Below are 21,566 nucleotides of genomic sequence, written 5' to 3' on the forward strand. Positions count from 1 at the left end.
GAAATGGGAAAAATAGCATTTCTATTTCCAGGACAAGGTTCACAAACAGTTGGAATGGGCAAATCTTTAGCTGAAATGGATGAAACGGTTAAGTCTATTTTCGATAAAGCGGATGAGAGATTAAAATACCCGCTCTCTGCTCTTATTTTTGAGGGTCCACAGGAAGAGCTGACCTTAACTACAAATGCGCAGCCAGCCCTTTTAACGACTAGTATTGCGATTTTAGAGTTTTTTAAACAATCAGGTATTCAACCTGATTATGCTGCAGGACATAGCCTAGGTGAATATACGGCACTTGTTGCTGCTGGGGCATTTTCTTTTGAGGATGGCGTGTACGCGGTTCGAAAAAGAGGCGAATTTATGGAAGAAGCAGTCCCTAATGGAGAAGGGTCAATGGCAGCAGTTTTAGGACTTGACCGAGACAAACTGGCTGATGTTACATCAGAAATTACTAATGAGGGACATCCTGTTCAATTAGCCAATTTAAATTGTCCTGGCCAGATTGTTATCTCTGGCTCAAAAAAAGGGGTCGAACTTGCCTCAGTAAGAGCAAAGGAAGCAGGAGCCAAGCGGGTAATGCCTTTGGTTGTAAGCGGTCCTTTTCATTCAGAGCTTATGAAGCCTGCTGCTGAAAAATTCAAAGGCATACTTAACGAAATTTCTGTAAATGATGCAAACATTCCAGTAATTGCAAACGTTTCTGCAACTGAAATGTCTTCTTCAGCTGAGATAAAGAGCCGATTAATTGAACAATTATATTCCCCAGTTTTATGGGAAGATTCTATTCAAAAAATGATTTCCCTAGGCGTCGATACGTTTATTGAAATTGGACCAGGAAAGGTTCTATCTGGCCTAGTAAAGAAAATTGATAAAACGGTGCGAATTTTTGCTGTTTCGGATAAAGAAACCTGTTTTGAGGTAATTGAGTCTTTAAAGGAGGAAAATCAATGAAGCTAGAGGGGAAAGTTGCTCTTGTAACTGGTGCTTCTCGAGGAATTGGAAGAGAGATTGCCCTAGGTCTTGCTAAGCAAGGAGCAGACGTTGTTGTTAATTATTCCGGAAGCGAAGAAAGAGCAAATCAAGTAGTTGCTGAAATTAAGGAGCTAGGAAGAAATGCGATTGCCGTTCAATGCGATGTGTCGAATGGCGAGTCGGTAGCAAATATGGTTAAGGCAACAATTGATACCTATGGAAAGCTTGATATTCTCGTCAATAATGCTGGAATTACGAAAGACAATCTTCTTATGAGAATGAAGGAGGAAGAATGGGATGATGTGATTAACATCAACCTTAAAGGGGTCTTTCTTTGTACGAAAGCAGTTACAAGACAAATGATGAAGCAGCGCAGTGGAAGAATAATTAATATTTCATCCATCGTAGGTGTGAGCGGAAATCCGGGCCAAGCAAATTATGTTGCTGCAAAATCTGGCGTTATTGGTCTGACAAAGACAACGGCTAAGGAATTATCATCACGCGGAATCACTGTTAATGCGATTGCTCCAGGATTTATTACGACGGATATGACGGATAAACTAACTGAGGATGTAAAGGATCTAATGCTGAAGCAAATTCCGTTAGCTCGATTCGGTGAACCATCAGATATTGCGAATGTTGTTGTGTTTTTAGCATCTGAGGACAGCCGATATATGACTGGACAAACACTTCATGTTGATGGTGGAATGGTGATGTAAGCATTATATTTTAAGTGCTTGACCATATGTTAAATATTTGCTTAATAAATTTGATTATGGAGCATTTATTAATTGTGAAAAATACTCTATAATGTCTTGAGGGGAGGTGAATAAGGATGGCAGATGTATTAGAACGCGTAACGAAGATTATCGTAGACCGTCTTGGTGTTGAAGAATCAGAAGTTAAGCTTGAAGCTTCATTTAAAGATGACCTTGGCGCTGATTCCCTTGATGTTGTAGAATTAGTAATGGAATTAGAAGATGAGTTTGATATGGAAATCTCTGATGATGACGCTGAAAAGATTGCAACAGTTGGTGATGCTGTTAACTACATACAAGCGAAACAATAATCCAAGGGATACGATTGAACTTTCAGTGAGGGTTACATACCCTCACTGCACTACAAAAATTCGTATTTCCTGTCCATTATTACCTGGGTCATATTTTTTAGGTAATTGTGGACAGTAAATACGGTATTCTTAAAGCTCCGTTTTGAAACGGGGCTTTATTGTGTGAAAACGGGAATAGCTATAGATAGAAAACAATTTTATAACTAACAAGGGTGAAACAATATGCACAATAATGGGAAAGACAAAGAAAAACGCATTTTTCGTTCAATAGATAAGCAATTTAAAGAATTTCAGACTAAGCTAGGGATCCAATTTCAAAATGAAAAACTGCTAAAGCAAGCGTTCACCCATTCATCGTATGTAAATGAGCATCGCCGTAAACCACATGAAGATAATGAAAGACTAGAATTTTTAGGAGATGCTGTTCTAGAATTAACTGTTTCGCATTTTCTATTTCTTAAGTATCCAATGATGAGTGAAGGAGAATTAACGAAATTAAGGGCTGCTGTTGTTTGTGAACCTTCTTTAGTATCATTTGCACATGACTTGTCGTTTGGGACATTAATTCTTTTAGGCAAAGGCGAGGAAATGACCGGTGGAAGGGAAAGGCCTGCTCTGCTTGCTGATGTATTTGAGGCATTTATTGGTGCACTATATTTGGATCAAGGGCTGCCAACCGTTATTCGTTTTCTCGAGAAAGTTGTCTTTCCCAAGATTGATTCGGGTGCATTTGCACATGTAATGGATTTTAAAAGCCAGCTTCAAGAGCTTATTCAACGGGATGGAACTGGTTTGATTGAATATAAAATTTTACAAGAAAAAGGACCGGCACATAATCGGGAATTTGTATCAAGAGTATCAATGAATGGAAAAGAATTAGGGATTGGAACTGGCCGATCGAAGAAAGAAGCAGAACAGCACGCTGCCCAAATGGCACTTGAGGTGCTAAAAAGTCATACGTAAAGACAAAAAGTACTAGGGAAATAATGTCCTGGGGTGAGGGGGAGCAGCAGTTGTTTTTAAAACGGTTAGATGTAGTTGGATTTAAATCGTTTGCAGAGAGAATAATGGTTGATTTTGTTCCCGGGGTCACAGCGGTTGTTGGACCGAATGGAAGCGGGAAAAGCAATATTACTGATGCGATCCGCTGGGTGTTGGGGGAACAATCAGCTAAATCTTTGCGCGGTGCAAAAATGGAAGATATTATTTTTTCTGGGAGTGATTCGCGTAAATCGCTGAACTTTGCCGAAGTTACGCTCACCTTAGATAACGAGGATCAGCGTCTGCCAATTGATTATAACGAAGTGAGTGTGACAAGAAGAGTTTATCGTTCAGGGGAAAGCGAATTTTTAATAAATAAACAATCATGCCGGTTAAAAGATATTATTGATTTATTTATGGACTCTGGTCTAGGAAGAGAAGCCTTTTCCATCATAAGTCAGGGAAGAGTGGAAGAGATTCTTAACAGTAAGGCTGAAGAGCGAAGAACCATTTTTGAAGAAGCAGCTGGGGTTCTTAAATATAAGACAAGAAAGAAGAAAGCAGAGGGAAAGCTTTCTGAAACACAAGAGAATTTAAACCGAGTAAATGACATTGTATATGAATTAGAAACTCAAGTAGAACCATTGAAAATACAGGCATCCATTGCAAAGGATTATTTAGAACATAAGGAAGAACTAGAAAAAATAGAAGTGGCTCTGACTGTTTTTGAAATTGAGGATTTACATTCAAAATGGGAGAAACTTTCAAAGGAATTAGAACTTCATAAGCAAAATGAAATAAAGCATTCTGCAACATTGCAAAGCAAGGAAGCGAAAATAGAAGAATTAAGAGACCATGCACTAGCAATCGATGAATCCATAAATGATTTGCAGAATGTTTTGCTGCATGCAAGTGAGGAACTAGAAAAGCTTGAAGGAAGAAAAGAAGTTTTAAAAGAAAGAAAGAAAAATGCTTCTCAGAATAAAGAACAGCTTCATAGAAGTTTAGAAGAATTGACACAAAAAGATTTGGAATTGGCGAAAGAAAAAGAAAAGCAATCACATCTATTATTAGAAATAGAACAAGCTGCCGCCATGCTGCAAAAGGAATTAAAGAAAAAGCAGGATCAGCTAAAATTGTTTAGCGAGAATACAGAGGAAAAGATTGAAACAATTAAAAGTGACTATATTGAAGTTTTGAGTAAACAAGCGGCTGCCAAGAATGAACTGCAGAACATTGAACAGCAGGAAAGCCAGCTGGGCTATCGGACATCTAGGCTTGAAAAAGACAATGAAGCTTTTATTCAAACAAGAGAAGAGATCATTGAAAAAAAGGAAATTGTTCAATCTCACCTTCTAAGTGTTCAAAATGAGCTGGACGAGCAGGTAAAGAAATTTAGAGATGTACAAAGAAGATTGGAAACAGCAAAAAATAATTACCAAAAACAAGAAACAACTCTTTATCAGGCTTATCAATATTTACAAAAGTCAAAATCCAGACAAGAAATGCTCGCGGAAATGGAAGATGAATATTCCGGATTCTTTCAAGGTGTAAAAGAGGTTCTTAAGGCACGAGGAAGCAAGCTAAAGGGAATCGAAGGTGCCGTTGCTGAATTAATTCAAGTATCAAAGGATTATGAAACAGCTATTGAAACAGCCTTAGGGGGAGCAACGCAGCACATTGTTGTTGAATCCGAAAAGGATGGCAGGGATGCCATCCAATATTTGAAAAAAAATTCTTATGGAAGAGCAACATTCCTTCCTCTTAATGTAATAAAAGGAAAGACCATAAATCCTAGTCAGCTACAGTCCATTCAACATCATCCTTCATTCATTGGTGTTGCTGCAAAATTAATTGAAACAGATCCAAAATACATTGAAATAATTCATAATTTGCTTGGGAATGTAGTGATAACGAAAGATTTACAAGGTGCAAATGAATTGGCAAAGATCCTTCAGTATCGTGTGCGGCTCGTCACACTTGATGGGGATGTTGTTAATCCTGGTGGATCAATGACAGGAGGAGCCTTAAAACAAAAGACTTCCTCCATTTTAAGCAGAAAAAGTGAGCTTGAGGAATTAAAAACAAGAATTAATGACATGGAAACAAAAACTCTTAGCATGGAAGAGCAAGTTAAAATGTTAAAGTCAGATATTCAAAAGCTTGAAGATAATCTTGAAATGCTAAGAAAAACAGGAGAAGAGCTTCGATTAAAGGAGCAAGCTGTAAAAGGCGATCTTCGTGAAGTGGAATTTGAAGAAAAAAGCTTGAATGAAAGGTTATCCTTGTATGATCTTGATAAGGCACAATTTTCAGAGGACAAAGAAAGATTAGCAACAAGAAAGTCTGAGCTTGACTTGTTGCTGTCGGAGATTGAAAATCAGATTATTTCCTATGATATAGAAATTAATAGGCTTACTGATCAAAAAAACATGCAGCAAACGTCAAAGGAAACGCTTCATACTGAAATAAATGATTTAAAAGTGAATTATGCTGCAAAAACGGAGCAATTGAACCATGTTAAAGATAAATTCGAAGCTATTTCTTCTGAGTTGTCATTTAACCAAGAAAAGTTAGAGACCATTAAAGAGGATTTACAATTATTATCTTCTGAAATGACCAATAGCTTTTCAGGTGAACAGCAGCTTGAGGATGCAGCCCAAAGAAAACTTCAGGATAAAACAGAAACAATTGCACTAATCTCATCGAGAAGAGAAGAACGTCTAAAGCTTCAATCAGCACTTGAGGATTTTGAGCTTGAAACAAAAGAGCTTAAAAGACAGTATAAAGGGATGACTGAAACATTAAAGGATGAAGAGGTAAAGCTGAACAGACTTGATGTTGAATTGGAAAATAGATTAACACATTTACGCGAAGAATATTTGCTTTCATTTGAGGCTGCCAAGGATGAATACCCATTAACGATTCCAGCGGAGGAAGCAAGGAAAAAAGTAAAACTGATTAAATTGGCAATCGAAGAGCTTGGTACTGTAAATCTTGGTGCGATTGAAGAATATGACCGCGTCTCAGAACGGTATGAATTTCTTCTGGAGCAAAAAAATGATCTCCAAGAAGCAAAAGATACATTATTCCAAGTAATTGATGAGATGGATACGGAAATGAAAAAACGTTTTCAAGAAACTTTTGAAGGAATACGCTATCATTTTGAGTCAGTTTTTTGTTCATTATTTGGCGGAGGCAGAGCCGACCTGAAATTAACGAATCCAGAAGATTTATTGAATACTGGTGTGGAAATCGTTGCTCAGCCTCCAGGAAAAAAGTTGCAAAATCTTGGACTTCTGTCTGGCGGAGAACGTGCATTAACAGCTATCGCTCTGCTTTTCTCTATTTTGAAAGTGCGCCCTGTACCATTCTGCATACTTGATGAGGTAGAAGCTGCACTTGATGAAGCGAATGTATCCCGTTTTAGCCAATATTTAAAAAGATTCAGCACAGAAACGCAGTTTATTGTCATTACCCATCGGAAAGGAACGATGGAAGAGGCAGATGTTTTATATGGAGTAACGATGCAGGAATCAGGTGTTTCTAAATTAGTTTCTGTTCGTTTGGAAGAAACGAAGGAGTTAGTTACCCAATAAAAGGAAGTGAAAACATGAGTTTTTTTAAGAAATTAAAAGAAAAAATTACGAAGCAAACAGATAGTGTAACAGAAAAGTTTAAAGATGGGCTAGCGAAAACTAGAGATAATTTTTCTGGGAAGGTAAATGACTTAGTAGCAAGATATCGCAAAGTAGATGAGGATTTTTTTGAAGAGTTAGAGGAAATCTTAATCCAGGCGGATGTAGGCTTTGATACTGTTATGAAGCTAGTTGAAGAGTTAAAAATGGAAGTAAAGCGCAAGAACATCCAAGATCCGCAAGAGGTTCAAAGTGTGATTTCAGAAAAGCTTGTTGAAATTTATGAAGCAGGCGGGGAAGGTTCTGCTGAATTAAATATACAAGAAGACTCTTTGACTGTAATTCTATTTGTTGGTGTAAATGGTGTTGGAAAAACAACAACAATTGGAAAGCTTGCTCATAAATTTAAGGGTGAAGGGAAAAAGGTATTGTTAGCTGCTGGTGATACTTTCCGGGCTGGTGCGATTGAACAGCTTGAAGTATGGGGAGAAAGAGTGGGGGTTGAGGTCATTAAGCAAGGTGCAGGGTCGGATCCTGCAGCTGTTATGTTTGATGCCGTCCAAGCTGCCAAATCCCGTCAAGCAGATATCCTTATTTGTGATACAGCTGGCCGATTGCAGAACAAAGTGAACCTAATGAAGGAGCTAGAAAAGGTGAAGCGCGTTATTGAACGTGAAATTCCAGGTGCACCTCATGAGGTATTATTGGTTCTTGATGCAACAACAGGTCAAAATGCAATGATCCAAGCAAAAACTTTTAAGGAAGCAACCGATGTGAGTGGAATTGTATTGACCAAGCTAGATGGGACAGCAAAAGGTGGAATTGTTCTTGCCATTAGAAATGAACTCAACATCCCAGTGAAATTTGTTGGCCTCGGTGAAAAAATGGATGATCTTCAGGAATTTAATGCAGAACAATATGTATATGGGTTATTTGCAGACTTAGTTGAAGAGGAAGTATAAAAGAAGCAGCTGGACCAATGGTCCGGCTGCTTTTTTTCATAAGGCAGGGGATGTGGGGAATTTGTCTATAATTTAAAGATAGATAAAGGAGAAAAAAGGAATTGTCTGCCCCTGATCTCGTCATTGAGGTGGACCGATCTGAAGTTATACACAGAGATCAGCATGAGCTTGGAAAATGCATTTGCGAATTCATTTAGAATTGATGATATACTCGCCTTCATTTACGAGCATGAAAGAATAGTTGAAACAAAAAAATAATGGAAGCTGCGATATCATTCGAGGAGCTTTTACACAAAGGGGAGGGGCATGAATCCTCGTCTCACTTGAATGTTTGTAGAATGGACTCAAGAACGAATCTTTATAGAAAAGCATATTATTTTATTGATTCCTAAGGATTATGAAGCATTGATAGGGCTAAGCCAGAGAAGATGGAATACATTTAAAGAAATTCAAGAACGTGAAGGAATAGTTGAAATAGCTATTCGAAGCAAGATATCGTAAGAACTGTTGCCTATATCTTTCTATTTATCCATCTGCTGCACTATAGGCTAAAGGTTATAACCTAAGTTTTGATGGGAAGAAAAGAACTTCTCTCCGCCAATTTTACTAATGATTGTTGGGGCAAAGCTGCCTGCTTCTGCTTTTCTAGTTGACATGTGTATTGCTTCTGGGTAAACTTACTATTGTAAAGGCTTTTCACTTAACAAGGGGGAGTAGGGATGTTAGAAAAGACAACGAGAATGAATTATCTATACGATTTTTATCAATCGTTGCTGACTCCAAAACAGCGAAGCTATATGTCCCTTTATTACTTGGATGATTTTTCACTTGGAGAGATTGCTGAGGAATATGATGTAAGTAGACAAGCGGTTTACGACAATATTAAAAGAACTGAAGCAATGCTTGAAGAGTATGAAGAAAAGCTGTTATTATTTCAGAAATTTCAAGAGCGAAGCAAGCTGCTTGTCAAAATCAAGGAAATGCTTAAGGAAGACAATCCTATAAACGAAACGATTATCGAGACTGTAGCTAAGCTTGAGAAATTAGATTAGGAGGCGGCAAGATGGCATTTGAAGGGTTAGCCGACCGACTGCAGAATACAATCCAGAAGATCCGCGGCAAGGGAAAGATTAATGAATCAGATGTAAAAGAAATGATGCGTGAAGTTCGACTTGCGTTATTAGAGGCGGATGTTAACTTTAAGGTCGTCAAAGAGTTTGTTAAAAAGGTCAGTGAACGAGCTGTCGGCCAAGAAGTTCTCAAGAGCTTAACGCCTGGGCAGCAGGTTATTAAGGTTGTAAAAGAAGAACTTACTGAGTTAATGGGTGGAGAGCAAAGTAAAATTGCTGTTTCTAACCGACCGCCAACCGTGATTATGATGGTTGGTTTACAGGGTGCAGGTAAAACAACAACAACCGGTAAGCTAGCTAATTTGCTTCGAAAAAAATACAACCGTAACCCTATGCTTGTTGCAGCAGATATCTATCGTCCGGCTGCGATTAAACAGCTTGAAACGCTTGGAAAACAATTGAGCATGCCAGTTTTCTCACTTGGAGACCAAGTAAGTCCAGTTGAAATTGCTAAACAAGCAATTGCAAAAGCAAAAGAAGATCATAATGATTATGTTCTTATTGACACGGCTGGCCGTTTACACGTGGATGAAGCATTAATGGACGAGCTTAAGCAGATTAAGGAGCTTTCTAAGCCGGATGAAATCTTTCTTGTTGTTGATGCAATGACTGGTCAAGATGCAGTCAATGTGGCGAAAAGCTTCAATGAACAGCTTGGCCTGACAGGTGTTGTCCTGACAAAGCTTGATGGTGATACCCGTGGAGGAGCTGCGCTATCAATCCGTGCAGTAACAGAAACACCGATAAAATTTGTCGGTCTTGGGGAGAAGTTAGATGCACTAGAAGCATTTCATCCAGAACGGATGGCCTCACGCATACTAGGAATGGGCGATGTTCTAACATTAATTGAGAAGGCTCAGGCAAATGTGGATGAAGAAAAAGCAAAGGAAATGCAGCAAAAGTTCCGAACTGCTTCGTTCACATTCGATGATTTCTTAGAACAATTAGGTCAGGTTCGCAGTATGGGACCGCTTGATGAGCTTTTGAAAATGATGCCAGGAGCGAATAAAATTAAAGGCTTGAACAATCTCCAAGTGGATGAAAAGCAAATTAATCATGTGGAAGCGATCATTAAATCAATGACAAAGGATGAAAAAATTCATCCGGAAACGATTAATGCAAGCCGCCGTAAACGGATTGCTAAGGGAAGCGGTACAACCGTTCCTGAAGTAAATCGTTTGCTTAAACAATTTGAAGATATGAAAAAAATGATGAAACAAATGACAGGCGGCTCACCAAAAGGGAAGAAAAAAGGCGGATTTAAGCTGCCATTTAATCCATTTTAGGTGAAAAAGAAATTTTTTTTAAACTGTAAAGAAAAAAACCTTTACAAACCATTTAGGAATCTGATAATATACTATCTTGTGTGAAACTATTCGGAGGTGCTTTAATAATGGCAGTAAAAATTCGTTTAAAACGTATGGGAGCTAATAAATCTCCTTTCTATCGTATCGTAGTAGCTGATTCTCGTTCACCACGTGATGGACGTTTCATTGAAACAGTAGGAACGTACAATCCGGTTGCACAACCAGCAGTCGTTGAAATCAATGAAGAGTTAGCTCTTAAATGGCTTCAAACTGGTGCGAAACCATCAGATACAGTTCGCAACCTTTTCTCTAAACAAGGCATTATGGAAAAATTCCATAACGCAAAAAACGGTAAGTAATTCATATACAAATGAAAGAACTTATCGAAACGATTGTGAAGCCCCTTGTTGATTTTCCAGAGGATGTTCTAGTAAAGGTTCTTGAGGAAGAAAATCGCGTGACCTATCAGCTTTCTGTCAACAAGACAGACATGGGGAAAGTAATTGGGAAGCAAGGGCGCGTTGCGAAAGCAATACGAACTGTTGTCTATGCAGCAGGATCATCACAACAGAAAAAGATCTTTTTAGAAATTGCTGAATAAGAAAAGCGAAAGTGCCTTGATCAGTCCTGATAAGCATAAGACAAGCTACTGAGAAGATTATTCTTTAATCTTCTTGTCAGATTGGCTAATGATCTTGAGGGGCAAGGCGTTGAAGCTGGACAATAAGAAAAGCGGAAGAAAGGAGGGTTCATACCCTCCTTTTTTTCCAATTATCGAAGGTTTTTAATAAGCGAGAGCTGGAACACGATCACTGCCCATAGGAGGCGATGCCTGTTGAAAATACTTCAATCTGTCGTGGTAAAGCAAGTTCTTACGGAGAAAAGCAAATTGTTCCTCTTAGAGGGATATGAGAAAAATAAGCAGCAGCTGATAAAAGAGTGTGAACAGCTTAAATTTGAATTAAAAAAACTAGAAAAAACGAAAAAATTCCAATCAAACAATTTAAAGATACACTTCGAAAAGGAAATCCATAAACGCCAAGAAAAAGCAAAACTGCTTGATTTTCAAATTGAGCAATTACATATACTACCATTAGGCAGCGAGTTGAAAGAGAAAGAAGTAAATGCGATTATCGACATTGAAGTAGGAGATTGCTGGAAAACGGTGCAAAGTGAGAAGACGATTATTATTAAAGATGGAATCATTGATGAAATACGTTAGAGGTGAAATACAGAATGGAAAAATGGTTTAATGTCGGAAAAATCGTGAACACGCATGGAATTAAAGGAGAGGCACGAGTAATTTCAAAAACAGATTTTGCGGAAGAACGCTATAAGCGTGGAAATAAATTATCTTTGTTTATGCCTGATTCAAAAGCCCCCATTGAGTTAATAATCAAGTCGCACCGAACACATAAGTCATTTGATTTACTTACTTTTGAAGGGTATGAAAATATTAATGATATTGAAAAAATGAAGGGCGGCATTTTAAAAGTTTCTGAAGACCAACTTGGTCAGCTTGATGAAGATGAATTTTATTATCATGAAATTATTGGATGCACAGTTACAACGCTTGAAGGGGAGGAAATCGGGACAATTCGTGAAATTCTTTCACCGGGTGCCAATGATGTTTGGGTGATAAAGGGAAAGAGCGGGAAAGATATTTTGATTCCTTATATTGAAGATGTGGTAAAGCAAGTAGATGTTAAGGGGAAGAGCGTGGTCATTGATCCGCTTGAAGGGCTGCTTTCATGAAGAAGATTGATGTTCTTACCCTTTTTCCAGAAATGTTTGAAGGAGTTTTCGGTCACTCAATCTTAAAAAGAGCAGCTGAAAATAAGGCTGTAGAATACAATGTAGTGAACTTTAGAGTGTATGCGGATAATAAGCATCAAACGGTTGATGATTACCCCTACGGCGGAGGGGCGGGTATGGTATTAAAGCCTCAGCCCATTTTTGATGCTGTTGCAGATTTACGTGAAAAAGGAGCTTCATCTCCACGAGTCATCCTCCTTTGCCCGCAAGGCGAGAGATATACACAAAAAAAAGCTGAAGAGCTAGCCGCCTTAGACCATCTTATTTTTGTTTGCGGTCATTATGAGGGGTATGATGAAAGAATTAGGGAGCATGTTGTGACCGATGAAATTTCTATTGGTGATTTTGTACTAACTGGTGGTGAGCTAGGTGCAATGGTTGTCATAGACAGCGTCGTTCGCCTCCTGCCTGGTGTACTAGGAAAGGAAGAATCTCACTTAAGCGATTCGTTTAGTACTGGCTTATTAGAACACCCGCATTATACACGTCCAGCAGACTTCAGAGGGATGAAGGTACCTGACGTTCTTATTTCAGGTAACCACCGTCTGATTGACGAATGGCGGACGAAAGAATCGTTAAGAAGGACTGTGCTGAGAAGGCCGGATTTGCTTGAACATGTAGAATTATCGGATATACAAAAAAAGTGGCTCGAAGAAATCAAAAAAGAGAGTAAATAGCATTGATGTTGATAGCTATGTATGTTACAATACTTTTTGTGACTTAGGCTGGAGGACTTCAGTTTTTGTCTTATTAAGATGTTCCGCTGCAATTGAAAGAAATGATGTGCAAGAGCATCTGTTGGAAGGAGTTGAAAACGATGCATAAATTAATCGAAGAGATCACAAAAGAACAACTTCGTACGGACCTTCCTGCTTTCCGTCCTGGTGATACTGTACGTGTACACGTAAGTATTGTTGAGGGAACACGTGAGCGTATTCAGGTGTATGAAGGAGTTGTGATTAAGCGTCGTGGTGGTGGAATCAGCGAAACTTTTACAGTTCGTAAGATTTCTTATGGTGTAGGCGTAGAGCGTACATTCCCTGTACACACACCAAAGATTGCGAAGCTTGAAGTTATCCGTCGCGGTAAAGTACGCCGTGCGAAACTTTACTACCTACGTAACCTACGTGGTAAAAAAGCTCGTATTAAAGAAATTCGATAATAAGAAAAGCGGAAAGGAGCTTGTTCAACAAGCTCCTTTTTCTTAGCAAATAAATTTACATAATTGATCAATAATAAATATATAAGGCTCCCAACCTGATTTTTCAGGAGGATTTTTGTAATATATAATAATAGAGGAATATAGCGTTCCCATTAAAAGCATATCGTTTTTAATGGATATTTTTTAAGAGAATGGTGGGGAAATAATGGCTAAGAAGAAAAATGAACTGTGGGAATGGACAAAGGCACTTATTATTGCGGTATTATTAGCAGCAGTTATCCGATACTTTTTATTTGCACCAATAGTAGTAGATGGACTGTCGATGATGCCTACGCTGCATGATCAAGATCGAATGATAGTGAATAAGTTCAGTTATAAAATTGGAAAACCTGAACGGTTCGATATCATTGTTTTTCATGCACCAGAAAATAAGGATTACATAAAGCGAGTCATTGGTCTCCCGGGTGATCGGATTGAGTATAAAGATGATACGCTATATGTGAATGGAAAAGCATATGAAGAACCATATCTTGATGAATACAAAAAACAAGTGATTGATGGGCCGTTAACTGAGCCATTTACTCTTGAAGAAAAAATAGGATCGGAAACTGTTCCTGAAGGTCATCTTTTCGTTATGGGTGATAATCGCAGATACAGTAAGGACAGCCGGCATATTGGGGCTGTTCCAATGGAAAAAGTACTAGGGAATACAGGGATTATTTATTGGCCAATAGAAGATTTTCGTATTGTAAAATAAACGATGAGAAAGCATTCAGTTCAAGACTGTTTGCTTCTCATCCACCTCTCATCTTCTCCCCTCAATAAGTACCATTATTCATCTTTAATAACATCTAAAATTTTACAATTGGAGGTGGCAGCCTTGACCATTCAATGGTTTCCGGGTCACATGGCGAAAGCCCGCAGACAGGTAACAGAAAAACTAAAGCTTGTAGACATCATCTTTGAACTTGTCGATGCTAGAATTCCATATTCTTCTAGAAATCCAATGATCGATGAAATTATTCAACATAAACCAAGATTAGTTCTTCTTAATAAAGCGGACATGGCAGATAAAGAAGCGACAAAGCAATGGATTAAATATTTCAAAGAGAAGGGGATAAAGGCTCTTGCTATCAATTCTCAGGCAGGACAAGGCATGAAAGAAATTGTCGCTGCATCTGAGGAGATACTTCAGGAGAAATTTGATCGTATGAGAGCAAAGGGTGTGAGACCTAGAGCGATACGCGCCATGATTGTTGGGATTCCGAATGCTGGAAAATCTACGTTAATTAACAGACTTGCCAAGAAAAATATTGCTAAAACAGGAAATACTCCTGGGGTTACGAAGGCGCAACAGTGGATTAAAGTAGGAAAGGAACTAGAATTACTTGATACACCGGGGATTTTATGGCCGAAATTCGAAGATCAAGAGGTCGGATTAAAACTGGCGCTTACAGGTGCAATAAAGGATACCATATTAAACTTGCAAGACATTGCTGTATTTGCCCTGCGTTTTCTTGAAAAAAAATATCCTGAGCGATTGAAAGAGCGATTTCAAATTGAAGTCATTCCTGAAGACATTGTTGAATTGTTTGATGCAATTGGCAAAGTAAGAGGATGTCTCATGGGACGCGGAGAAATTGATTATGATAAAGTAACAGAACTAGTAATTAGAGAATTTCGTACAGAGAAATTAGGATCCATTACTTTGGAACGCCCAGAGGACTTATTAGAATTATCCAATGAACAATAAATATCATTTAGCACTTAAGGCCTTCTCCTTATAGAAGGCCTTCATTTTTTTTACAAAACGCCGATACATAGGGTATAGATGTAAAAGGGGAAAAATCATGAGAAAGATAAGTATTCGTGAAATCGAAGAAAAATTAACCGCAGATGCCTGCTTAGACGATTCGTTTATTGAATTTCTTGCCAATGATGAGCGAAAGGGTGTTCAACAGCTTTTAAAAAAGTGGCACAGACGGAAGGAAGAAGAAAAAAAGGTACACGAAAAATATGTGGAAATGTCTTTGTATGAACAGAAATACAAAAATCTTGGCTATCAACATATTGCAGGTATTGATGAAGTGGGAAGGGGCCCGCTAGCAGGGCCTGTTGTAACTGCAGCAGTTATATTACCAGACGATTTTTATTTGCCTGGTCTTGATGACTCGAAAAAGCTTTCAGAACAAAAACGTGAAGAATATTTTGAAATTATTCAGGCCACAGCAACAGCAATTGGTGTTGGAATGATTCATGTCGACGAGATAGATCGGATAAATATTTATGAAGCGACAAAAAAGGCAATGAAAGCAGCTATTATCGATTTAAATGTCCAGCCTGATTTTCTGCTTATCGATGCAGTCAAACTTAACACTCCTTATCCATATGAAGCAATTATTAAAGGCGATGGAAAAAGTATATCGATTGCAGCAGCCTCAATCATTGCTAAGGTAACTCGTGACCGGATAATGTCTGATATAGGCGAGGAGTACCCTGAGTATGGGTTTGCTAAGCATATGGGCTATGGAACGAAAGAGCATCTCGCTGCCATTCAAAAGTTTGGTATAACTCCCTATCATCGAAAAAGCTTTTCTCCGATAAAGGAGTATACAGAAAAATAATAAGCAGGATTGGAAAATAGGAAGAAGGTGAATGCATGCGAGCCTCGAATATCGTTCAGGATCTAATCAAACAAGATAAACTAACGACGAATAGACCTCTTACCTTTCGGTCAGGGCAGATTATTAGCGGCAAGGTTTTGAAGCTCTTTCCGAATCAGATAGCTGAAGTGCAAGTTGGCTCTCAAAAGGTTATTGCGCAATTAGAAGTGGGTCTTTCCGTCAATGACCGTCACTTTTTTCAGGTTCAATCGATTGATGGACAAGTACAGCTAAAAGTATTGGAATCACCAGGTTTAAATGGAAAGCAGCCCTCTGTAGAGAATCTTTTAAAGCAGCTGAATCTTCCGGTTACAAAAGAAAATATTTCCTTGCTTCAATTCTTCTTGAGGGAACAGCTTCCGATTACAAAGGAAACTATACATATGGCAGCTGAATGGCTAAAAAGCAGCGACTCGTTTCAGGAAGGATTGGAAGGGATAAGATTATTGCTGACAAAGCAGCTCCCATTTACTAAAGATGTTTTCCATTCCCTGACTACTGTTCTAAAAAATGAACCGATGTCCTTGTTATTGGAGAACTTATTAACAAAATTCAAGGGAGAAAATCCAACTGAGTCTAGTAATAAGCTAACAGCATTACTAACAGAAATGACGATGACTGAAAAAGAAAAAATGAGCAATGTTGCATTAATGAAGCTAGTAAAAGACTGGCTTAGTTCAACTGATCAACAAAAATCTAAATCAGCCTTCCATTTCCTTCAGAATACAGGGTTCATTTCCTCTCATGCGAATGAAGAGAGTATGGTCCAGCAAGCTCTGCAAAAATGGTCAAAAGCAGCCATGGTGCAAACAAAAAATAGTTCAGGGTTAAATATTATTCCTGAATTAGTTGAGAACAATCGGACAGGCAGCAGAGAGGGACTTATTTTAACCTTAACAAAGCTTCAAACTATCCTAAAAAATGATGTAAACGGCAGCTTAGAATCAAAAGCTTTAAGTGAGATTCAGAAAATCCTATCGGACATAAGAGGATCTAACATTGCTCCACCTTTAAGTGGAAGGGATATGACAACGATAGCAAAAGCCATTTTTCAAGTGTTAGCACAAGAGTCAGACAGGATGGAAATCCCTGCCCGTACAGCCGAATGGAAGCAAGTTCTTCCCATCTTAAACCAATCGGAGCAGTCACTCTCTAAACTAGCTAATATGCTATTCATGAATCAGGAAAGTTTGTCCAAAAATCAATCGAATGACGAACACATACTTATAGAACAAATGAAAAATGACATAAAAATAGCAGGCATGCAGTGGGGGAATTCACAAGCAGTTAAGGATCAGATTAAACATTTAATCCAATCAATCGGCCTTTCCTATGAGCATGAACTGTTAAATGTACTGAAAAATCCAGAAGGCGATGCAGTTAACAAAGCAGAGACTCTTAAACCGCTTCTAATGCAGCTGTTATCGGAGGAATCCTCACCCGCAATAAAAGATGCGGCAGAGAAGCTATTATTCAAAATAACAGGCTTCCAAGTGCTCTCACAGGAGGTTGGACCTCTTCAGCAATATATATTTCAAGTTCCGCTGTCTTTATGGGAAATGAAATCAGACTTAACGATGCAATGGAGTGGACGTAAGACTGAAAATGGCAAGATTGATCCCAATTTCTGCCGGGTACTTTTCTATCTAAATCTGAGTCAATTGAAAGAAACAATCGTAGATTTACAAGTGCAGAACAGGGTCATGAACCTATCGATTTTTAATGAGCGGGCTGATATAAGAATGCTGGCAGCTCCTTTCATTGCTCAGTTAAAGGAAAATTTAACAAAGATCAATTATCAGCTGTCATCTATAGTTTTTGAGAAACCGAAAGATGAGAAGGTGAATACATTGAAGGCGGCCATTTCTGCGCGTTCTGCAATGAGTCATGTTAATGGGGTTGATTTTCGAATATGAAAAAGAAGGAGAAGCATCTGAGGAAAGAAGCAGTTGCTTTATCATATAATAAATATGGGCATGATATTCCGCGCGTGATTGCTAAGGGAAAGGGCGTAGTTGCCGAAAATATCCTTGATCAAGCAAAGGAACATCAAGTTCCTATTCAAGAGGATCCATCTTTAGTCGAGCTTCTGGGCAAGCTAGAAATAAATGAGCAAATCCCAGAGGAACTATTTCAAGCGGTTGCTGAAATCTTTGCATTTATTTACCGTACTGATCAAGCGGCGAAATAACACAGGTGAATTTTTCACAATCAATCCAATTTTGATAAATTTGTGGGGAGTTTGTTTTAATCAAATTCCCTATTTTTTTATATTGAAAAAGTAATTTTTCTACTAAAGAATGCAAATATTGTAATGAGGATAGGATTATTTCGATTCAGAATTTTATAAATTTTAAAAGAAATATAATATTTCCTCAATAAAGGTGGACAAGGTTTGTGTAGTTTTATAAAATGAAAGCGCAGTCTATTTTTTGTAAAGAGCTTATAGGAGGATGGGAAATGAATATCCATGAGTACCAAGGTAAAGAAATCCTCAGAAAATACGGGGTAGCAGTACCAAACGGAAAAGTTGCATTCACAGTTGAAGAAGCTGTTGAAGCGGCTAAAGAATTAGGCACACAGGTTTGTGTAGTGAAAGCACAAATTCATGCTGGCGGCCGCGGGAAGGCTGGCGGTGTTAAAGTTGCGAAAAATTTAGATGAAGTTCGTACATATGCTAATGAAATTCTTGGCAAAACACTTGTTACGCACCAAACAGGTCCTGAAGGAAAAGAAGTTAAGCGCCTGCTAATTGAAGAGGGCTGTGACATTAAAAAAGAATACTATATTGGTCTAGTTCTAGATCGTGCAACATCACGTGTAGTTCTGATGGCTTCTGAAGAAGGCGGAACAGAAATTGAAGAAGTAGCAGAAAAGACACCTGAGAAAATTTTTAAAGAAGAAATTGATCCAGTTGTTGGGTTAAGCGCATACCAAGCACGACGTATCGCATTTAACATCAATATTCCGAAAGAGCTGGTTGGACAAGCGGTTAAGTTCATGATGAGTTTATATACAGCTTATATTGAAAAGGATTGCTCAATTGCTGAAATCAATCCATTAGTTGTCACAGGCGACGGAAAAGTTATGGCATTGGATGCAAAATTAAACTTTGATTCAAACGCGTTATACCGTCAAAAAGACGTACTAGAATATCGTGACCTTGAAGAAGAAGATGCGAAAGAAATTGAAGCATCAAAATATGACCTTAGCTATATTTCGTTAGAGGGAAATATCGGCTGTATGGTTAACGGAGCAGGTCTTGCGATGTCTACAATGGACATAATCAAACATTATGGCGGCGATCCGGCTAATTTCCTTGATGTTGGGGGCGGTGCTACAGCAGAAAAGGTTACGGAAGCATTCAAGATCATTCTTTCTGATCAAAATGTAAAAGGTATTTTCGTTAATATCTTTGGTGGAATCATGAAGTGTGACGTTATCGCAACAGGCGTTGTTGAAGCTGCTAAGCAAGTTGGCTTGAAAGTACCATTAGTTGTACGTTTAGAAGGTACGAATGTAGACTTAGGAAAGAAAATTCTTGCAGAATCTGATATTGAGATTGTTGCAGCAGAGTCTATGGCTGACGGAGCACAAAAAATCGTTTCCTTAGTTGGCTAAGCTACTTGAGATAAGAAAGGGGAATTGACGTGAGCGTTTTTATTAATAAAGATACGAAGGTTATTGTTCAAGGAATTACGGGTTCAACAGCCCTTTTTCATACAAAACAAATGCTTGAATATGGTACAAAAATTGTTGGAGGAACTTCACCTGGGAAAGGTGGTTCTGAAGTTGAGGGAGTGCCTGTATTCAATACAGTACAAGAAGCAGTAAAAGCTACTGGCGCAACCGCTTCTGTTATTTACGTTCCAGCTCCTTTTGCAGCGGATGCAATTTTAGAAGCAGTTGATGCAGAATTAGATTTAGCAATCTGTATTACTGAGCATATCCCAGTTTTAGATATGGTTAAAGTGAAACGCTATATGGAAGGCAAGAAAACGCGCCTAGTTGGACCAAACTGTCCTGGTGTGATTACACCTGATGAATGTAAAATTGGCATTATGCCTGGATACATCCATACAAAAGGCCATGTTGGCGTTGTTTCCCGTTCTGGAACATTAACTTACGAAGCGGTTCATCAATTAACTGAAGCGGGCATTGGACAAACAACAGCTGTTGGTATCGGTGGCGATCCAGTTAACGGAACAAACTTTATCGATGTATTAAAGGCGTTCAATGAAGATCCTGAAACATATGCTGTGATCATGATCGGTGAAATTGGCGGTACGGCTGAAGAAGAAGCTGCTGAATGGGTGAAAGCGAATATGACTAAGCCTGTAGTAGGCTTTATTGGCGGGCGTACGGCACCTCCTGGAAAGCGTATGGGCCATGCTGGGGCAATTATTTCAGGCGGTAAAGGTACAGCTGATGAGAAAATCCGTGTAATGAACGAATGCGGCATTGAAGTGGCAGATACACCATCTGTTATGGGTGAAACATTAATTAAAGTCCTTAAAGAAAAAGGCCTTTATGACAAGTGTAAGACACATTAATAAAAGAATATAAAACACTAATGCTAAGTCCCCCTAAATAGGGGGACTATTTATGCATCTATCCCCAAAATGTATTTCCTCAACTCTATTCCAATTTAATAATAGGAGGTCCTCCCCCAATGGACGATTTTACAAAAAGGCTAGTTCATTTGCATCATTGTAAAGGAATTGGCTGGAAGACAATTTATTATCTATTAAAATCTGACCCTGAGCTCAAATCTCTTTATCATATCAACTTTGAACATTTGTATCTTCAAAACTCTTCCTCAATTACAGCTCTCAATGACCTTCATTCTGATCTAATTCATGAAAAAATCCGACAATATTTTCTAAATGATATTCGAATAATTACCATTTTTGATGAGGAATACCCACCTTTATTAAAGGAAACCTATCAGCCTCCCTGGGTTATTTATGCAAAAGGGGATATACGCCTATTAAAAAAAGAAAATCTATTAGCTGTTGTTGGTTCAAGACAATATACAGAATACGGTGAAAATGCCATAAAATATATAATACCGAAATTAATAGAGAAAGGAATTGTTATTGTTAGCGGGCTAGCCATGGGTATTGATGCGATTGCTCATCATGCTGCAATCCAGAATAATGGGCACACAATTGGGGTTATAGCTGGTGGTCTATTTCATATTTATCCAAATGCAAATAAGAATCTGGCAGCAGAAATGATGAAAAATCAATTGCTTATTTCAGAATACCCCCCATATACTAAACCTGACAGATGGCAATTCCCGATGAGAAATCGGATTATAAGCGGAATCAGCAAAGGAACATTCATTGTTCAGGCTAAAAGAAAAAGTGGATCACTGATCACTGCAAACTATGCTGTACAGGAAGGAAGAGAAGTATTCGCCCTGCCTGGCAGTATATTCAGTCCCTATTCAAAGGGTACAAATGAGCTGCTTCAGCAGGGGGCGAAATTAGTTAATACACCGGATGATATTTTAGAAGAATTGATATATTAATCTTTATGTATTATTTTTAATAAATTGCTGTATAATTTCTAAAAAACATATTCTTTAGATTTATACTTAGATATGTGTTAAAGTATAAAAGCGCTTTCGAAACATTACGATTATGTTTGACAAATATGTAATATATGTACAATAATAATGGAGAATTTCATGCTAGTAATAAAATGAATATACATTTCCTATACAAAATGAAATGCAAACAATTTTAAGTGAAAAAAATTTTACCATTGTCATTTATTAATATAGAAACCATATGGTGATCTGAAGAATGATAAAAATGATCGTATGTAACTAATTTAAAAATCCCTCTTAAGGAGGACTA

22 protein-coding genes are annotated in these 21,566 nt (G+C 38.2%); all 22 read left to right on the top strand.

Annotated features, from left to right (window positions below):
- The first annotated feature begins 3 nt into the window (after positions 1-3).
- The 22 genes from fabD (at position 4) to dprA (ending at position 21,235) form a co-directional block, all read left to right on the top strand.
- Positions 4-951 (top strand): ACP S-malonyltransferase, encoded by a 948-nt coding sequence (gene fabD / locus ASU02_RS09435; RefSeq protein WP_057763177.1) that lies wholly within the window; start codon positions 4-6, stop codon positions 949-951.
- Positions 948-1,691 (top strand): 3-oxoacyl-[acyl-carrier-protein] reductase, encoded by a 744-nt coding sequence (gene fabG / locus ASU02_RS09440; RefSeq protein WP_057763178.1) that lies wholly within the window; start codon positions 948-950, stop codon positions 1,689-1,691. Before fabD ends, fabG begins: the two co-directional genes overlap by 4 nt.
- Positions 1,692-1,807: 116 nt before the next feature.
- A complete protein-coding gene (locus ASU02_RS09445; protein ID WP_053475633.1) occupies positions 1,808-2,041 on the top strand; it encodes an acyl carrier protein in 234 nt (77 codons plus the stop codon).
- Between the two features lie 222 nt (positions 2,042-2,263).
- The gene (gene rnc, locus ASU02_RS09450) at positions 2,264-3,004 is read left to right on the top strand and encodes a ribonuclease III (protein ID WP_057763179.1); all 741 of its coding nucleotides are present in this window, start codon (positions 2,264-2,266) and stop codon (positions 3,002-3,004) included.
- Positions 3,005-3,054: 50 nt separating this feature from the next.
- Positions 3,055-6,621 carry a chromosome segregation protein SMC gene (smc, locus tag ASU02_RS09455; RefSeq protein WP_057763180.1) on the top strand — a complete coding sequence of 1,189 codons (3,567 nt, stop codon included), beginning with the start codon at positions 3,055-3,057 and terminating at the stop codon, positions 6,619-6,621.
- Positions 6,622-6,635: 14 nt separating this feature from the next.
- A complete protein-coding gene (gene ftsY / locus ASU02_RS09460; RefSeq protein WP_057763181.1) occupies positions 6,636-7,622 on the top strand; it encodes a signal recognition particle-docking protein FtsY in 987 nt (328 codons plus the stop codon).
- 719 nt (positions 7,623-8,341) lie between these two features.
- Positions 8,342-8,674: a putative DNA-binding protein gene (locus ASU02_RS09465; protein WP_057763182.1), complete on the top strand. Its 333-nt coding sequence runs from the start codon at positions 8,342-8,344 to the stop codon at positions 8,672-8,674.
- A gap of 11 nt (positions 8,675-8,685) precedes the next feature.
- Positions 8,686-10,038 carry a signal recognition particle protein gene (gene ffh / locus ASU02_RS09470; RefSeq protein ID WP_057763183.1) on the top strand — a complete coding sequence of 451 codons (1,353 nt, stop codon included), beginning with the start codon at positions 8,686-8,688 and terminating at the stop codon, positions 10,036-10,038.
- Positions 10,039-10,145: 107 nt separating this feature from the next.
- Complete coding sequence (gene rpsP / locus ASU02_RS09475) at positions 10,146-10,418, top strand: 30S ribosomal protein S16 (RefSeq protein ID WP_057763184.1); 273 nt, start codon at positions 10,146-10,148, stop codon at positions 10,416-10,418.
- Positions 10,419-10,429: 11 nt separating this feature from the next.
- Positions 10,430-10,660, top strand: a complete 231-nt coding sequence (locus tag ASU02_RS09480; RefSeq protein WP_057763185.1) for a KH domain-containing protein — start codon at positions 10,430-10,432, stop codon at positions 10,658-10,660.
- Between the two features lie 234 nt (positions 10,661-10,894).
- Positions 10,895-11,281 carry a YlqD family protein gene (locus tag ASU02_RS09485; protein ID WP_057763186.1) on the top strand — a complete coding sequence of 129 codons (387 nt, stop codon included), beginning with the start codon at positions 10,895-10,897 and terminating at the stop codon, positions 11,279-11,281.
- Between the two features lie 14 nt (positions 11,282-11,295).
- On the top strand, positions 11,296-11,814 hold the full coding sequence (gene rimM / locus ASU02_RS09490) for a ribosome maturation factor RimM (RefSeq protein WP_057763187.1): 519 nt from the start codon (positions 11,296-11,298) through the stop codon (positions 11,812-11,814).
- On the top strand, positions 11,811-12,551 hold the full coding sequence (trmD, locus tag ASU02_RS09495; RefSeq protein ID WP_057763188.1) for a tRNA (guanosine(37)-N1)-methyltransferase TrmD: 741 nt from the start codon (positions 11,811-11,813) through the stop codon (positions 12,549-12,551). Before rimM ends, trmD begins: the two co-directional genes overlap by 4 nt.
- Before the next feature lie 140 nt (positions 12,552-12,691).
- Positions 12,692-13,036 carry a 50S ribosomal protein L19 gene (gene rplS, locus ASU02_RS09500; protein ID WP_053475644.1) on the top strand — a complete coding sequence of 115 codons (345 nt, stop codon included), beginning with the start codon at positions 12,692-12,694 and terminating at the stop codon, positions 13,034-13,036.
- A 205-nt stretch (positions 13,037-13,241) separates the two neighbouring features.
- The gene (gene lepB / locus ASU02_RS09505) at positions 13,242-13,793 is read left to right on the top strand and encodes a signal peptidase I (protein ID WP_057763189.1); all 552 of its coding nucleotides are present in this window, start codon (positions 13,242-13,244) and stop codon (positions 13,791-13,793) included.
- A gap of 123 nt (positions 13,794-13,916) precedes the next feature.
- Complete coding sequence (gene ylqF / locus ASU02_RS09510) at positions 13,917-14,789, top strand: ribosome biogenesis GTPase YlqF (protein ID WP_057763190.1); 873 nt, start codon at positions 13,917-13,919, stop codon at positions 14,787-14,789.
- Positions 14,790-14,886: 97 nt separating this feature from the next.
- Entirely contained in the window at positions 14,887-15,660 is a 774-nt protein-coding gene (locus tag ASU02_RS09515) for a ribonuclease HII (protein WP_057763191.1), read from the top strand.
- Positions 15,661-15,695: 35 nt separating this feature from the next.
- Positions 15,696-17,615: a hypothetical protein gene (locus tag ASU02_RS09520; protein ID WP_057763192.1), complete on the top strand. Its 1,920-nt coding sequence runs from the start codon at positions 15,696-15,698 to the stop codon at positions 17,613-17,615.
- A complete protein-coding gene (locus ASU02_RS09525) occupies positions 17,612-17,890 on the top strand; it encodes an EscU/YscU/HrcU family type III secretion system export apparatus switch protein (RefSeq protein WP_057763193.1) in 279 nt (92 codons plus the stop codon). Before ASU02_RS09520 ends, ASU02_RS09525 begins: the two co-directional genes overlap by 4 nt.
- 269 nt (positions 17,891-18,159) lie before the next feature.
- Complete coding sequence (sucC, locus tag ASU02_RS09530) at positions 18,160-19,320, top strand: ADP-forming succinate--CoA ligase subunit beta (protein ID WP_057763194.1); 1,161 nt, start codon at positions 18,160-18,162, stop codon at positions 19,318-19,320.
- 29 nt (positions 19,321-19,349) lie between these two features.
- Complete coding sequence (gene sucD, locus ASU02_RS09535; protein WP_057763195.1) at positions 19,350-20,252, top strand: succinate--CoA ligase subunit alpha; 903 nt, start codon at positions 19,350-19,352, stop codon at positions 20,250-20,252.
- Between the two features lie 119 nt (positions 20,253-20,371).
- Positions 20,372-21,235 carry a DNA-processing protein DprA gene (dprA, locus tag ASU02_RS09540; protein ID WP_057763196.1) on the top strand — a complete coding sequence of 288 codons (864 nt, stop codon included), beginning with the start codon at positions 20,372-20,374 and terminating at the stop codon, positions 21,233-21,235.
- The last annotated feature ends 331 nt before the right edge of the window (positions 21,236-21,566 follow it).

Origin of the sequence: Cytobacillus praedii, from assembly GCF_001439605.1 — a bacterium.
Taxonomy (GTDB): domain Bacteria; phylum Bacillota; class Bacilli; order Bacillales; family Cytobacillaceae; genus Cytobacillus; species Cytobacillus praedii.